The sequence below is a fragment of the Flagellimonas sp. genome (assembly GCF_965215805.1).
GTDB lineage: Bacteria > Bacteroidota > Bacteroidia > Flavobacteriales > Flavobacteriaceae > Flagellimonas.
Genome location: NZ_OZ244124.1, coordinates 1,991,572 through 2,006,942 on the forward strand (window position 1 = coordinate 1,991,572; position 15,371 = coordinate 2,006,942).

Consider the following 15,371-nt stretch of genomic DNA (forward strand, 5'->3'; position numbering starts at 1 on the left):
CCTATTTTTGCTTTATGGTTATAACAGATACACATACCCATTTGTATAGCGAAGCCTTTGATGAAGATCGGGCCCAAATCATACAATCAGCTATGAATTTGGGAGTGGAACGATTCTTCATCCCAGCAATTGATTCCACCTATACCCAATCCATGTTGGATTTGGAATCTGACTTTCCCAACAATGTTTTTTTGATGATGGGATTGCATCCTACCCATGTGAAGGAAAATTTCAGGGAAGAATTGCAGCATGTGGAGGAGATGTTGGCCAAAAGAAAGTTCTATGCGGTGGGGGAAATCGGTATTGATTTGTATTGGGATAAATCCTTTTTAAAGCAGCAGCAAGAAGCTTTTGTCCATCAGATTGGATTGGCGAAGAAATACCAACTTCCCATTGTGATCCATTCCAGGGAGTCCTTTGATGAGATATTTGAAGTATTGGAGCAGGAAAAAAGCGAAGATCTGTTTGGGATATTCCATTGCTTTACCGGAACCTTGGAGCAGGCGCGCCGAGCTATATCGTTCAATATGAAATTGGGAATAGGAGGGGTGGCAACCTTCAAAAATGGAAAAATAGATCAATTCTTGAATGAAGTGGACCTGGAGCATATTGTTCTTGAAACGGACTCCCCTTATCTAGCACCAGTGCCATTTAGGGGAAAGCGAAATGAGAGTTCCTATATAATTAAGGTGTTGGAAAAGTTATCTGAGATCTATGGCATGGACAAAGAAGCGATTGCCAACATCACCACGGAAAATTCAAAACAGGTTTTTGGAATTTAATCTGAAGAAATGAAGACAAACATTTTGTTGATCTATACGGGAGGTACCATTGGAATGGTCAAGGATTATGAAACTGGAGCTCTAAAAGCGTTCAATTTTGAAGAGCTGGTCAACAACATTCCTGAACTGAACCAACTGGATTGTGAAATTCAAGGACTTTCATTGGAGGATCCCATTGATTCTTCAAATATGAATCCCAAATACTGGGGAACCATTGCTACTATGATTGAGGAAAACTACAAAGCCTATGACGGTTTTGTGGTGCTGCATGGGAGTGACACCATGAGCTATTCAGCATCGGCCCTAAGTTTTATGTTGGAGAATTTGGCCAAACCTGTCATCTTTACCGGGTCGCAGTTACCCATTGGGGATTTGCGTACGGATGCCAAGGAAAATTTGATTACCTCCATTCAGATTGCTGCCTTACAGAAGAAGGGCAAACCCGTCATTCAGGAGGTGGGGCTGTACTTTGAATATAAGTTGTACAGGGCCAATAGGACAACCAAAATCAATGCAGAGCATTTTGAGGCATTCGCTTCGCTAAATCATCCGCCCTTGGTAGAATCCGGGGTACACCTTAATGTGCATCATTCCTATTTGTTGAAACGGCCTTCAAAATCCAAACCCTTACAAGTGCACAAGACTTTGGATGACAATGTCATGGTGCTTAAACTTTTTCCGGGATTGAATCAAGAAGTGCTAAAATCAGCTTTGCAAGTATCGGGATTAAAAGTCTTGATTCTGGAAACCTATGGTGCTGGAAATGCCCCAATGGACGATTGGTTTTTGTCTGAAGTTGGAAAAGCCGTTCGTAAAGGGCTACATATAATTAATGTAACCCAGTGTTCTGGAGGAAGTGTTGCCATGGGGCTTTATGAGTCCAGTGAAAAGCTCAAGCAGATGCAATTGATTAGTGGAAAGGATATTACGACGGAGGCGGCAATTACCAAGGCGATGTACTTGTTGGGAAATAAAGTTTCCAATAAGCTTTTCAAGACAATTTTTGAGACTTCGCTACGTGGTGAAATGGTGTAAAAGTAACGCTTCAAGATTAAATTATTTTTCTTACATTTGAATCTCAACCTCTATTCTCAGAAGAGGTTTATAATTGTGTTTGGTCTTAGGATTTAGGCAAATTATAAATTGGAACTTACCTCACCCTTCCTTTTCACATAATTCTTTTTTAAATCTATTATTAATCTACTTAAGCTAGTATTATGAAGTTGTTTGTAAGTTTCAGAAAGTCCTTTTTGACAGGGACTTTTTTTATTTTATTATCGATTTCCTGTAGCGAATACAATGCTACGGAACCCAACACGAATTTAAAGGAAGCCAATAGAGAAATAAAAGTATCAGATGCCATTGATTTGGAAAATTATGGCGAGTATCATAATGAGGTGTTGTCTGTTTTTTTGGAAGTAGTTGATAAAGACAAAAGCCATTCGCTAAAGGGAAATTCAATCAACTTTAGAGAATTGATCATCCAAATTAAGGAGACAGTCGATGGAAAGAATCCAACGTTGATCAACGAACAGGACTACAGGGAGACGTTGGAAAATATAGATGAGGTTTTCGGGAGTTTCGAGGACAAAAACCCAGAATTTGATTATTATCGGATTACAGAAAGACTTTTTAAGCTTAAAACTTCTAAAAGAATAGGGGCTCTTTTTTTAGATATACTTCATGGTAGCTACTCTTACAAAGAGATTCTAAAGATTGTGGATTCATTTGAAATGGAACATGATCTCTCTTTTATTGAAAGAGAGCAGATAGCTAAGTTTAAAGTTACGCTTGTTGCTTCAAAAGAACTTTGGCAGGGTAAGTCAATAAGAATTCCAATATCCAAGGGGGATTGTGAACCTGCTGCGCAGCAATACCTGGCTGATGCATTTGGCACAATTTGGGGAGGCCTTGGTGCGGTAGGATACTCCTTTGCTATTTACGCTCTTCAAAACAGTGGTTTAAACTGCATTTGATTGTTTGGTTTGATGAAAGCAAGTGTTCTGTGGCCAATACTATTGTTAGGAATACCTTTTTTGGTCGTGGCCTATAAATTGATTGTAAAAAAAGATAGTACAATTGCTGATTATTACAAGGAGGTAAGAATTATAACTAATGCGCCAGAAGATTTTGTGGAGAAGGTGAGGGTGTCCATGCAGGAATCACATTTTTACTTTATTAAAGCCGAGAGTACTGGGTGCAGTTTTACTGCGCTTGTGGTACCGAGCCTGTTTTCATGGTCAGAAATAGTAAAGGTGGTCATTCAAAGGAGCGCGGAGGGGAGCAGAGTAGTATTTAAATCGAAATGTGTATTTCCGTTCCAGTTATATGCCTGGGGGAAAAACAAACGGAATGCAGAAAGATTTTTTTCGAATTTGCATAAACATATTTAATAGTTTTTAAGATACTCTTTTTGAATTACCTAGGAGGTCGTCGGGCATTATTTTCGAGACTTCCCAGCGCGGCGAAATGCACTAAAATTAACTCCTTAAATTTCGTTAAATAATTATTTTTTCGTTTATTGCTCGGCCTATACTGAGATTAATTAGAGAGGTGGCCGAGTGGTCGAAGGCGCACGCCTGGAAAGTGTGTATACACCAAAAGTGTATCGAGGGTTCGAATCCCTTCCTCTCTGCTAGGTATTAAAATTTTTTGGTATTAAAATTTTTATATCTTTAACATTATTAACTAACTAAATTTAAGTTTTAGAAAAATGAAAAAATTATCCTTTACTCTGGCTGCTGCCGGAATGTTTGTTATGGGAACTACATCTGCATCTGCAGCTATGTTTCAAGATGAAGCCGCGGCCGAAGCCAGCAAAGGTTTCACCCAGGTTTTGAAAGAACAGTTTATCCAAGGGGGTCCTGCTTTCATGGGAATCGTACTTTTATGTTTAATCTTGGGATTGGCGGTTGCCATTGAGAGAATAATTTATTTGAATTTGGCCAGTACCAATTCTGCCAAACTTAAGCAACAAGTGGAAGACGCTTTGGCTTCCGGTGGTGTTGAAGCTGCTAAAGAGGTCTGCAGAAACACCAAAGGACCTGTTGCTTCCATTTTCTACCAAGGTTTGGATAGAGCTGGTGAAGGTTTGGAATCCGCTGAAAAAGCTGTTGTGGCTTACGGTGGGGTTCAAATGGGTCAATTGGAGAAAAACGTTTCTTGGCTATCATTGTTTATCGCTATTGCGCCCATGCTTGGGTTCATGGGAACGGTAATTGGTATGATCGCGGCCTTCCAGAAAATTGCAGCTGTAGGTAACTTGAGTGCCTCTTTGATTGCTGGTGATATTCAGGTGGCGTTATTGACAACCGTATTTGGTTTGATCACTGCGATTATCCTTCAAATTTTCTACAACTATATCATTGCAAAAATCGATAGTATCGTAAATGACATGGAAGACTCCTCCATATCTTTAATAGATATGTTGGCAGCACATAAAAAGTAATTACGAAATTTAAACTATCGGGAATCATGAATAAAATAATTAAAATAGTATTGATTGTCATCGGGTTGGTAGCAGCCGTACTTTGGTTCTCTCTACCATCCGCTGATGACCCAGACGCCATTAATAGCGGATCAATGAACTTTATGTTCGTTATCATGTACATATTATTGGCAATAGCTGTTGTGGCCTCCGTGTTTTTTGGGTTGAAAAAATTGCTCTCTACACCGGGAAGCTTAAAAAAGACCTTGTTTGCGCTTGGAGGTTTGGCCATTGTGGTAGCCATTTCTTACGGACTTTCTTCTTCTGAAGAAGCTAAAGTGGTAGCAGACTCGTTTGCTGGCAATCCAAACATTGACACAACAGAAGGAACGGTAAAAAACATAGGCATGGGATTGAATGTTTTCTTTATCCTAACTGCCGTAGCCGTAGCTCTAATGGTTTTTCCAGGGTTGAAAAAAATGTTTGTTAAGTAAAAACTCAAAGTTATGCCTAGAAGAAAAGGAGCACCAGAAGTGAATGCCGGTTCTATGGCAGACATCGCTTTCCTATTGCTTATCTTTTTCCTGGTTACCACGACCATTGAAACAGATGCAGGATTAGATCGTATGTTGCCACCAATGGAACCGCCAGAGGAGGATGTGGTAATCAAGCAAAAGAACATTTTTACGGTTAACATCAATAAAAATGGACAATTGCTGGTTGAGGATGAGTTGATGGACCTGAAAGGTTTGAGAAAGGCCGCTATGGACTTTCTTGAAAATGGAGCGGATGGTTCCTGCAATTACTGCAAGGGACGTAAAGATCCTGCTTCATCGGATAACCCATCCAAAGCGATTATCTCTCTGAAGAACGATAGGGAAACCAAATACAGTACCTATATCACAGTTCAGAATGAGTTGGTAGGAGCTTACAACGACCTTAGAAACAGAGAAGCCGAAAGAATCTTTGGTAGATCTTTTGTTGAAATGGAAGCCGAATATTTGGATCCTAAAAACAAAGATTTATTGTCAGCGTCCCAGTTGGAAAAACTGAAGGATGATGTAAAGAGGATTCAAGATATGTTTCCACAGAAACTATCGGAAGCTGAAACAACAAGTAACTAAAGAAATTAACGTATGGCAAAGTTTGCAAAAAAGAAAGATGGCGATTTGCCTGCGGTATCAACCGCATCGTTGCCAGACATCGTATTTATGCTACTGTTCTTTTTTATGACAGTAACTACGATGAAAGATAGTTCTTTGTTGGTGGAAAATACGCTTCCAAATGCAACTGAAATCAAGAAGTTGGAGAAAAAAGACCGAGTTATCTATATTTATGTAGGGAAGCCTACGCAAGAATATCAAAAGGTTTTTGGTACTGAGCCAAAAATCCAGTTGAACGATAAGTTTGCAAATGTAGATGAGGTTGGATCTTATATTTTGGCAGAGCGTGCCAAAAAACCACAAGAATTACAAAATGTATTGACTACCGCATTGAAGGTGGATAAGAATGCCAATATGGGTCTTATTGCCGATATTAAACAACAATTGAGAGAAGTAAATGCCCTTAAGGTCAACTATACGACTTATGAAGGTAATGCTTTCAACAATCTGCAGTAGACAATAACTTAGATTTAGTGGAAAACGCTCCAAGTTTTTGATTTGGAGCGTTTTTTTATGCACTTTCTTTAAATCTTCCGGATAGTGTTGGTCTCCAGTGTTTTGGAATAGTTGTTGTGATGATTTGGATAGCCCATTCGGGTTAATTAATCATTACGTCCAACTAAATATTTTCATTATGGCTAGAAACAACGAAATTCCGGAAGTGAATGCCGGATCTATGGCAGATATTGCCTTTCTGTTACTTATCTTTTTCTTGGTCACGGCGACTATCCAAACCGATATGGGACTGGATAGAAAGTTACCTTCAAAAGAACCAACACCACCAATTACATTTAATGAGCGAAACGTGTTCAGGATTGTTCTGAACAAGAATGATGAACTTATGGTGGAAAGCAAGGTAATGCAACTCAAAGACCTTCGAAATGCAGCAATTGCATTTCTGGACAATGGTGGAGAGATCCAGGGAGATAAAAACCATTGCAACTATTGCATGGGAGCCCGAAATCCAAATTCTTCAGACCATCCCAAGGAAGCTATTATTTCTTTGAACAGTGATAGGGAGGCTACCTATGGTACTTATGTTACCGTGCAAAATGAATTGACAGCGGCATACAACGAATTGAGGAATAGGGAGTCCCAACGTTTGTTCAACATGGATTTTGTGGAAATGGAGAAACGTTATTTCGATGTTGAGACCCCATCTGAAATCAAAAGGGAGTTGAAGGAGCATATTTTGGCAATTAGGGACTTGTTTCCCATGCAGTTGTCCGAAGCACAGACCAATCAAATTAAATAAGAAAGATCATGGGAAATTTTAAAAAAAGCAAAAAAGGAATGCCGGCAATTTCAACCGCATCCTTACCGGATATTGTATTTATGCTCCTCTTCTTTTTTATGACGGTGACTACCATCAAGGATTATCCAATGTTGGTGGATAATGAACTTCCAAAGGCAGATCAAGTCAAAAAATTGGAAAAAAAGGATCGGGTCATTGAGATATATGTTGGGAAGCCCACCGAGGATTTGGCCAAGGTTTTGGGTACAGAACCTAAAATTCAATTGGACAAAAGATTGGCCAATGTGAACGAGGTTGCCCCTTATGTGCTTTCGGAGCTTGCCAAAAAACCGGATGCGATAAGAAATCTGGTGACGGTTTCCTTAAAAGTGGACAAAAAGGTGGGTATGGGCATCGTTTCCGATATCAAGGAAGAACTGCGAAAAGTAAATTTGCTAAAGGTGAATTATACCACTTACAAGGGCAACAGTCTTTCTGGACAATAAGCCCGATAATTTTTGCTAAAAAACAATCCAAATGTGTATTTTGGATTGTTTTTACTGCTTTTACCTATGAGGAATTGGACTTCTTTAATGACATTGCTTTTGGGCTGGTTTGCCATCCAGGGAATTTCCGCCCAAACTCCGCAACCGGTGGATGACAGATACTTGGAAGATCAGTTCTATGTTGGTTTGGGATTTAATTTTTTACTGGATAGGCCAACGGATGTGGTTCAAAGAAGTCTTTCGTACAATCTACAGACGGGATTTATCAAAGATATTCCACTATCACGCAGAAGAAATGTTGGATTGGGACTTGGATTGGGATATGCTGTCAATTCCTACTATACCAATATTAAAGCTACCCAAGTTGGGGATGCCATCACTTATGAAGTGGTGAGTACGGACGACATAGTTCGAAGCAAATTGGAAACCCATACTGTTGAAGTTCCGTTGGAAATAAGATGGCGCACGTCAACTGCAGAGGAATATAAGTTTTGGAGAATTTATGCAGGAGGCAGGTTGGGCTATGTCTTTTCTGGAAGGTCAAGGTTGGTCATGGATGAAACAGGGGCTGAGGGATTTTCGAATGGCGATATCGAAAAACTGCATTACGGATTGACCTTGAGTTTTGGTTATAATACTTGGAATATTCATGCCTATTATGCCCTTAATCCCTTGCTGGGAGATGGAACCCAAATTGAAGGCGGGGAACCCATAGATATGCGTGTGCTGCGTATCGGCTTGATTTTTTACATTTTATAGCCAGTACTTTAATATAAGCAGTTGGGATCCCACTCCAACAACAAATCCTATCAACAATTCGGCTTTATTGTGGGCTTTGAGATATAGTCTGGAAGTTGCAACAAGCCCCGTCAACAGGGTAAACAAACTTATTCCAAGGGTGATGTTTTGTTCAAAGTGGATGCTGAGTCCAATCATGAACATCAACAAGCTTCCCATACCCAGTAAATGCATGCTGGTCTTGAATTTGAGAAACAGTAATATCAGGGCAGCCCCCGTTGCGGTCAACAAACCAGTGAAAAAGAAGAAAAGCTCATTCACATAGTTGTTGGGGATTACCTTGTACAAAATCATAAGAAGTAGCACACAGCTGATATATAAGGGATATTTGCGTTCTTGGAGGGTGGGCAGAAAAATGGACTTAATGACCCCTAGATTTTTCAGGATAAGAAAGAAAATAATCGGGATAATTACTGTTAGAATAAAAATGGGAAGAATGTTACCGCTTTGCACCTCTAAGGTACTGTATGGGGTTAACCTGAAGAAGAGCAATGTTCCTCCTATGGGGACAAATAAAGGGTGAAAAATGTATGAGATAATGTTGAGGAAATGATGCATTAGATTTGCTTTCTTAACCTCGCCACAGGTATTCCTAGCTGCTCTCGGTATTTGGCGACAGTTCTCCTTGCTATGGGATACCCTCTTTCCTTTAGTATTTTGGCTAATTTATCGTCAGTTAACGGCTTTTTCTTTTCTTCCTCACCAATGACGGTTTCCAATATTTTTTTGATTTCCTTGGTGGAAACATCTTCTCCCTGCTCATTTTTCATGGCTTCTGAGAAATATTCCTTTATTAGTTTGGTGCCATAGGGAGTGTCAACATATTTACTGTTTGCAACTCTTGAAACCGTGGAAACATCCATTCCAATTTGATCTGCAATGTCCTTGAGAATCATCGGGCGCAATTTACGCTCGTCCCCACTTAGGAAATAATCCCGTTGGTAATTCATAATGGAGCTCATGGTAACATACAAGGTTTGCTGCCTTTGTTTGATCGCATCAATAAACCACTTGGCCGCATCCAGCTTTTGCTTAATAAAAAGCACGGTATCTTTCTGGGCCTTGGATTTTTCCTTGGAATTTTTGTAGCCCTCCAGCATATTGCTGTAATCACGGCTAACGTGCAGCTCGGGTGCATTTCTACCGTTCAAGGTCAGCTCCAATTCTCCTTCAACAATTTTGATGGAAAAATCAGGAACAATATGTTCAATGATTCGAGTGCTACCGGCATAGGAGCCACCAGGTTTTGGATTCAACTTCTCGATTTCCGCAATGGCTTCTTTGAGCTCCTCCTCGCCAATATGATGCTTTTGCAGTAGTTTGGAATAGTGTTTCTTTGTAAACTGGTCAAAGGATTTTTCCAAAATGGTTATGGCCAATTCCACTGCCGGGGTTCTTTCCTTTCTTTTGAGCTGGATGATCAAGCACTCTCCCAATGACCGTGCTCCCACACCAGGGGGATCCAATTCCTGGACGGTTCTTAGGACTGCTTCAATGTCGGTTTCCTCCACATAAATGTTCTGGGTAAAGGCCAAATCATCCATAATATCAGAAAGAGGTCTGCGGATATAACCACTTTCATCCACGCTTCCCACCAAAAACTCGGCAATGGCCCATTCCTGGTCATCCAAATAAATGGTGTTGAGTTGGTTGATCAGATATTGGTTAAACGAAATGCCCGAAGCATAGGGTATGCTCTTTTCGTCGTCATCCGCACTATAGTTGCTGGTCTGAGTCCTATAATCGGGAATCTCATCATCACTGAGATAGTCGTCTATATTGATTTCGTCAGCGGATATGGTTTCGCTGTCGGCTGAATCGTCAAAGGCATCCTCATACGCATCATCCATGCCTTCCTTTTCCTCTTTTCCGCTCTCCAAGGCAGGGTTTTCCTCCAATTCTTGCTTTAATCGTTGTTCAAAGGCCTGAGTGGGCAATTGAATCAACTTCATAAGCTGAATCTGCTGCGGGGACAGTTTCTGGGAAAGCTTGAATTGAAGATGTTGTTTTAGCATAAAAAACTACCGTATTGCTTTCTGATAAAATTACGCAATCCTATTAAAATTCCGCATTTTGAGGGAACCTGGGGTAGGGGATGACATCGCGGATATTTCCCATTCCCGTGGCAAATTGGACCATGCGTTCAAACCCAAGCCCAAATCCACTGTGGACAGCGGTTCCAAATCGTCTAAGATCAAGGTACCACCACAATTCCTTCTCATCAATATCAAGCGCTTTGATTTTTTGTTGGAGTACTTCCAAGCGTTCCTCTCTTTGTGAACCCCCCACAATTTCTCCAATCCCAGGAAACAAAACATCCATGGCCCGGACTGTTTTGCCATCTTCGTTCAATCGCATATAGAACGCTTTGATATTGGCTGGATAATCAAACAGGATTACAGGGCACTTAAAGTGTTTTTCCACCAAGAACCGCTCATGTTCGCTCTGAAGATCGGCACCCCACTCGTTAATGGGAAACTGGAATTTCTTTTTCTTGTTGGGCTTGCTGTTCCTTAAAATGTCGATGGCTTCCGTATAACTTACACGTTTAAAGTTGTTATCCACAATAAACTTAAGCTTTTCGATAAGCGCCATCTCCGACCTTTCGTTTTGGGGTTTGGATTTTTCTTCATCCAAAAGACGCTTTTCCAAAAACTCCAGGTCATCCTTGCAGTTCTCCAATACATATTTAAGGATGGATTGAATAAAATCCTCTGCCAAGTCCATGTTGGCGTCCAGGTCATAGAAAGCCATTTCCGGTTCTATCATCCAGAACTCTGCCAAGTGTCTGGACGTATTGGAGTTTTCCGCCCTAAACGTGGGGCCAAAGGTGTACACCTTGCCCAATCCCATGGCGTAGGTTTCTGCTTCCAACTGTCCGGAAACGGTCAAGTTGGTCTCCTTTCCAAAGAAGTCTTGGGAATAATCAACGGCACCGTCTTCTGTTAAGGGAGTGTTTTGTGGTTCCAAGGTACTTACCCTGAACATTTCCCCAGCTCCCTCGGCATCAGAGCCTGTAATTATTGGGGGATGCATATAATAGAAGCCATTCTGCTGGAAGTATTGGTGAACGGCAAAAGCCAAGGCCGATCGTACCCGCATTACCGCAGAAAACGTATTGGTGCGTACCCTTAAATGCGCTTTCTCCCGTAGAAATTCCAAAGAATGCTTTTTAGGTTGAATTGGATATGTCTCCGGGTCTGCAGTACCATGGACAAAGACGTCTGTTGCCTGGATTTCAACACTCTGACCCCTTCCTTGGCTTTCAACAAGGGTGCCAGTTACCTTTAAGGCAGCACCTGTAGATATCTGCTTGAGCAATTCCTCATCAAAATTTTCAAAGTCAACAACACATTGAAGGTTGTGAATCGTAGATCCATCATTCAGAGCTACAAATCGGTTACTCCTAAAGGTTTTTACCCATCCGTTCACTTCTACACTTTCTCCAATCGGTTGCTTTGCAAGCAGTTCTTTTACAGAATAAGACTTCATTATAATCTATGGTAAATTAAGCGGTAAAGATAGCTTTTTGGTCAAAAAGGATAACACGTAAACTGCAATTAAAACAGTCCTTTTGGCTATTTGTCCTTGATATTGACTTCTTCCTGCGGAAGGATATCTATCTGTGGTTTTTTGAGTACTTGTTTGTTGGCAATGCTTCGTTCCAATGATAGGAGTAGGGAAGGAAGCAAAATCAAGTTGGCGAGCATGGCAAAGAGCAAAGTGGCGGATACCAATCCTCCCAGGGCCTTGGTGCCTCCAAAGCTTGAAATAATGAATACGGAAAACCCAAAGAACAAGACAATAGAGGTATAGAACATACTTACCCCAGTTTCACGTAAGGCAGCATATACAGACCTTTTGATATGCCATTTATGGGTGGCCAGTTCCTGTCGGTATTTGGCCAAGAAGTGGATGGTATCGTCCACCGAAATTCCAAATGCGATGCTAAATACCAAAATGGTGGAAGGTTTGATGGGCACGCCTAGATAACCCATAACCCCAGCGGTAATGACCAGCGGGAGTAAGTTGGGCACCAATGAAATGACAATCATTCGGAACGAACGGAACAAATAGGCCATAAACAATGAAATAAGTCCAATGGCCAGCGCCAGTGATAATAGTAAATTCTTGACTAGGTATCTTGTTCCTTTAAGGAACAACAAGGCCTTTCCTGTCATGTATACATTAAATCGTTCCGAAGGAAAGAACTTGGTGATGGATTCCTGCACATCCTTCTCGATTTCCTCCATGCGGTCAATTTTCACATCACGCATATAAGTGGTCAACCTTGCGGTCTGTCCAGTGCTGTCCACAAAACTTTCAAGTAGGTCACCGTCGCTTGACGATTTCCTCACCACATCCATGATAAAGGTGTTTTCCTGGGAGGTAGGGAGCTGATAATATTTAGGGATACCGTTGTAAAAGGCCTGCTTGGAATATTTTACCAGGTTGACCACGGACACTGGCTTAGACAATTCGGGTATCTCCTCAATAACGGTTCCCAATTGATCCATACGTCTTAGCGTGGCTGGTTTGGTAACCCCGTTTTTTCGCTTGGTGTCCACCACTATTTCCATGGGCATGATACCATCAAACTCTTCCTCAAAAAAGCGGATGTCCTTAAAGTAGTGGGTGTTTTTGGGCAGATCTTCAATTCGACTCCCCGTAATTTCAATTTGGTATATGCCGATAATACTCAATACCAACACAATGACAGAGGTAATGTAGACACCAATACGATGATTTCTAACGATATGTTCCATCCAGTTTACGAACATATCAATCCACTTTTTGTTCAAGTGTTTTAAGTGCTTGGTCTTGGGAAGCGGCATAAAACTGTACAGAATTGGGATAATCAATAGCGAAAGGATGAAAATCCCAACAATATTGATGGAAGCTACAATGCCAAACTCCTTTAGCAGATCGCTGTCAAGAATGATAAAAGTGGCAAATCCGGAAGCTGTGGTGATATTGGTCATCAAAGTGGCATTCCCAATTTTGGAAATGACCCTTTGTAGCGATAGGGCCTGATTCCCATGTTTTTTGACCTCTTGCTGGTATTTGTTGATCAAGAAGATGCAATTGGGAATTCCAATCACAATGATCAACGGCGGAATAAGCGCTGTAAGTATGGTTATTTCATATTGGAAAAGGCCCAAGATTCCGAAGGCCCACATCACACCAATAATTACCACAAACATGGAGATAAAAGTTGCCCTAAAACTCCTAAAGAAGAAAAAGAAAATAAGGGATGTTACGAGAAGGGCGGCCACGATAAAGATGCCAATCTCATCCACAATGGATTTGGTATTCCAGGTACGGATATATGGCATTCCGGAAACACGGACGTCCAAGTTGGTTTCTTCTTCAAAAATCTTGACCAAATCACCCAAATCATTCAGGATAAATTCATTCCGAACGGCAGTGTTCATAATATCCTTATCCAAGTATATGATGGTTTGGATGGTTTCACTTTCAGCGTTATAGATTAGATTGTCGTAGAAAGGAAGTTCCTTGAAAAGATGGGTTCTTATGGCATTTATTTCCTCCTCGGTCTGGGGCACTTCCTGAATCAGGGGCTCCATAACAAACACCTGCTGTTCATTGTCCTTCTTTAGAACTTTGAGATTATCAGTGGAAATAACGTAATCAATCTCGGGGAAAGCATCCAATTGTTTGCTCAATTTGTTCCACCGATTGAAGTTACTGGGGGTAAACAAGGCGGAATCCCTAATGGCCAGTACTATGGCATTGCCTTCTTCCCCAAAAATGCTCTTGAAGGCATTGTATTGTACAGTGGCTGGGTGGTCATCAGGTAGAATGTTGGCTTCCGTATTGGAGAACTGCATGTTCTTCCACTGCATGGCCAAGAAGACCGTAAAGGCGGCAACTCCAAGAAGGATCAAAATTCTATTGCGCAGAATTAGACGTGCGACCGTGGGCCAAAATCCTCTTGTAAGCTTTGCTACCATACGATTTTTATTGGGCGCAAAGGTAGAAAATGATTGTTTGTGTTCCTAAAGATAACCAAGGGTTGTTTCTGGGGGCTAAACCTTCATGATTTCCGTCTCTTTGACAGAAAGGATATCATCCACTTTTTTGCTGAAAGTGTCGGTTAGATCCTGAACATCGACCTCCGCATTGCTCAACAAATCTTCTGAGATTTCAAGCTTCTTGAGCTCCTTGTTGGCATCTTGCCTAGCGTTTCTAATGCTCACTTTGGCATCTTCAGCTTCTGATTTAGCCTGTTTCACCAATTGAATCCTACGCTCCTCAGTCAAAGGCGGGACATTAATGATGACCATCTCGCCATTGTTCATGGGATTAAAGCCAAGGTTGGCATTCATAATGGCGGTTTCTATTTCTTGAAGAAGTGACTTTTCCCAAGGTTGTACGGATATGGTACGTGCATCTGGAGTATTGATGTTCGAGACCTGGGAAAGTGGCGTGGGCGAGCCGTAATATTCCACCATAACGGTTGAAAGCATTACAGGGCTGGCTTTACCCGCACGGATTTTAACCAAGGCCTTTTCCAAATGGGAAATGCTCCCTTCCATGCTTTCCTTGGTAGTGTCTAGAATAAAAGTTACTTCTTCGTTCATAATCCTAAATTTTTACTTCTGGCATCAAAGCTCGTACCAATTTTAGATATTGACCACGGTTCCAATGTTTTCCCCAGAGACTATTCGCATAAGGTTGCCTCTTGTGTTCATATCAAAGACCACAATGGGCAGCTCGTTTTCTTGGCTTAGTGTAAAGGCGGTGGTGTCCATTACTTTCAATCCTTTGGAAAGGACATCATTAAAGGAAATGGAATCAAATTTGGTAGCGGTTTTGTCTTTCTCCGGATCTGAAGTGTAGATGCCATCTACACGGGTGCCTTTGAGAATTACATCGGCCTTTATTTCAATGGCTCTAAGTACCGCGGCAGAATCTGTGGTGAAATATGGATTTCCAGTTCCACCTCCAAAAATAACCACTCTTCCTTTTTCCAAATGACGCATGGCCCTACGTCTGATAAACGGTTCCGCTACCTCGTTGATTTTGATTGCAGATTGCAATCGGGTTTCCACGCCCTGCAATTCCAGGGCACTTTGTAAGGCCAGACCATTGATTACCGTTGCCAGCATGCCCATATGATCACCTTGAACACGATCCATGCCTTGGCTTGCGCCCGACAGACCTCTGAATATATTGCCACCACCAATGACAATGGCAACCTCAATGCCTTTTTCCACAACGGCCTTTATATCTTCCGCATATTCTGCAAGCCGTTTCGCATCTATTCCATATTGTTGTTCGCCCATTAGGGCTTCTCCACTAAGTTTTAGTAAAACTCTTTTGTATTGCATTGAGGATATCTTGAAGTCCGGACAAAAATAATCAAAAATATTTATGGGAATTGGTGGAACTAAGGATGGTTTTCCATCAAATTGAACAAAAAAAATCATAGATTCT

Annotated in this window: 16 protein-coding genes and 1 tRNA gene; 11 read left to right on the top strand and 6 right to left on the bottom strand. The window is 41.2% G+C overall.

The window, feature by feature from the left end:
* Nucleotides 1-14 precede the first annotated feature (14 nt).
* From ACOOE0_RS08780 to ACOOE0_RS08830, 11 genes are all read left to right on the top strand, one after another.
* Complete coding sequence (locus tag ACOOE0_RS08780; protein WP_420402097.1) at nt 15-782, top strand: TatD family hydrolase; 768 nt, start codon at nt 15-17, stop codon at nt 780-782.
* Between the two features lie 9 nt (nt 783-791).
* Nucleotides 792-1,817 carry an asparaginase gene (locus ACOOE0_RS08785; protein WP_420402098.1) on the top strand — a complete coding sequence of 342 codons (1,026 nt, stop codon included), beginning with the start codon at nt 792-794 and terminating at the stop codon, nt 1,815-1,817.
* A gap of 182 nt (nt 1,818-1,999) precedes the next feature.
* Nucleotides 2,000-2,758 carry a hypothetical protein gene (locus ACOOE0_RS08790; protein WP_420402099.1) on the top strand — a complete coding sequence of 253 codons (759 nt, stop codon included), beginning with the start codon at nt 2,000-2,002 and terminating at the stop codon, nt 2,756-2,758.
* Between the two features lie 571 nt (nt 2,759-3,329).
* Nucleotides 3,330-3,417 (top strand) — tRNA-Ser (locus ACOOE0_RS08795).
* A 78-nt stretch (nt 3,418-3,495) separates the two neighbouring features.
* Nucleotides 3,496-4,230, top strand: coding sequence for a MotA/TolQ/ExbB proton channel family protein (locus ACOOE0_RS08800; protein ID WP_138835615.1), 735 nt, complete (start codon nt 3,496-3,498; stop codon nt 4,228-4,230).
* Nucleotides 4,231-4,256: 26 nt separating this feature from the next.
* Nucleotides 4,257-4,703 carry a hypothetical protein gene (locus ACOOE0_RS08805; RefSeq protein WP_420402100.1) on the top strand — a complete coding sequence of 149 codons (447 nt, stop codon included), beginning with the start codon at nt 4,257-4,259 and terminating at the stop codon, nt 4,701-4,703.
* A 12-nt stretch (nt 4,704-4,715) separates the two neighbouring features.
* Nucleotides 4,716-5,333 carry an ExbD/TolR family protein gene (locus tag ACOOE0_RS08810; protein WP_420402101.1) on the top strand — a complete coding sequence of 206 codons (618 nt, stop codon included), beginning with the start codon at nt 4,716-4,718 and terminating at the stop codon, nt 5,331-5,333.
* 12 nt (nt 5,334-5,345) lie between these two features.
* Complete coding sequence (locus ACOOE0_RS08815; protein ID WP_249970193.1) at nt 5,346-5,828, top strand: ExbD/TolR family protein; 483 nt, start codon at nt 5,346-5,348, stop codon at nt 5,826-5,828.
* A gap of 178 nt (nt 5,829-6,006) precedes the next feature.
* Nucleotides 6,007-6,627: an ExbD/TolR family protein gene (locus ACOOE0_RS08820; RefSeq protein WP_420402102.1), complete on the top strand. Its 621-nt coding sequence runs from the start codon at nt 6,007-6,009 to the stop codon at nt 6,625-6,627.
* Between the two features lie 8 nt (nt 6,628-6,635).
* A complete protein-coding gene (locus ACOOE0_RS08825; protein WP_420402103.1) occupies nt 6,636-7,112 on the top strand; it encodes an ExbD/TolR family protein in 477 nt (158 codons plus the stop codon).
* Nucleotides 7,113-7,178: 66 nt separating this feature from the next.
* Nucleotides 7,179-7,871 carry a porin family protein gene (locus ACOOE0_RS08830; RefSeq protein ID WP_420402104.1) on the top strand — a complete coding sequence of 231 codons (693 nt, stop codon included), beginning with the start codon at nt 7,179-7,181 and terminating at the stop codon, nt 7,869-7,871.
* On the opposite strand, the gene ACOOE0_RS08835 is transcribed toward ACOOE0_RS08830, so the two are convergent.
* The 6 genes from ACOOE0_RS08835 to pyrH all read right to left on the bottom strand — a co-directional run bounded on the left by ACOOE0_RS08835 (nt 7,866) and on the right by pyrH (nt 15,265).
* A complete protein-coding gene (locus ACOOE0_RS08835; protein ID WP_420402105.1) occupies nt 7,866-8,468 on the bottom strand; it encodes a hypothetical protein in 603 nt (200 codons plus the stop codon). The two genes, ACOOE0_RS08830 and ACOOE0_RS08835, sit on opposite strands and share 6 nt — an antisense overlap.
* Nucleotides 8,468-9,925 (bottom strand): RNA polymerase factor sigma-54, encoded by a 1,458-nt coding sequence (rpoN, locus tag ACOOE0_RS08840; protein WP_420402106.1) that lies wholly within the window; start codon nt 9,923-9,925, stop codon nt 8,468-8,470. Before rpoN ends, ACOOE0_RS08835 begins: the two co-directional genes overlap by 1 nt.
* A 43-nt stretch (nt 9,926-9,968) precedes the next feature.
* Nucleotides 9,969-11,402 carry an asparagine--tRNA ligase gene (asnS, locus tag ACOOE0_RS08845; protein WP_420402107.1) on the bottom strand — a complete coding sequence of 478 codons (1,434 nt, stop codon included), beginning with the start codon at nt 11,400-11,402 and terminating at the stop codon, nt 9,969-9,971.
* 86 nt (nt 11,403-11,488) lie between these two features.
* Entirely contained in the window at nt 11,489-13,885 is a 2,397-nt protein-coding gene (locus ACOOE0_RS08850) for an efflux RND transporter permease subunit (protein ID WP_420402108.1), read from the bottom strand.
* 75 nt (nt 13,886-13,960) lie between these two features.
* A complete protein-coding gene (gene frr / locus ACOOE0_RS08855; protein WP_420402109.1) occupies nt 13,961-14,515 on the bottom strand; it encodes a ribosome recycling factor in 555 nt (184 codons plus the stop codon).
* Nucleotides 14,516-14,557: 42 nt separating this feature from the next.
* A complete protein-coding gene (pyrH, locus tag ACOOE0_RS08860) occupies nt 14,558-15,265 on the bottom strand; it encodes a UMP kinase (protein ID WP_420402110.1) in 708 nt (235 codons plus the stop codon).
* Nucleotides 15,266-15,371 lie beyond the last annotated feature (106 nt).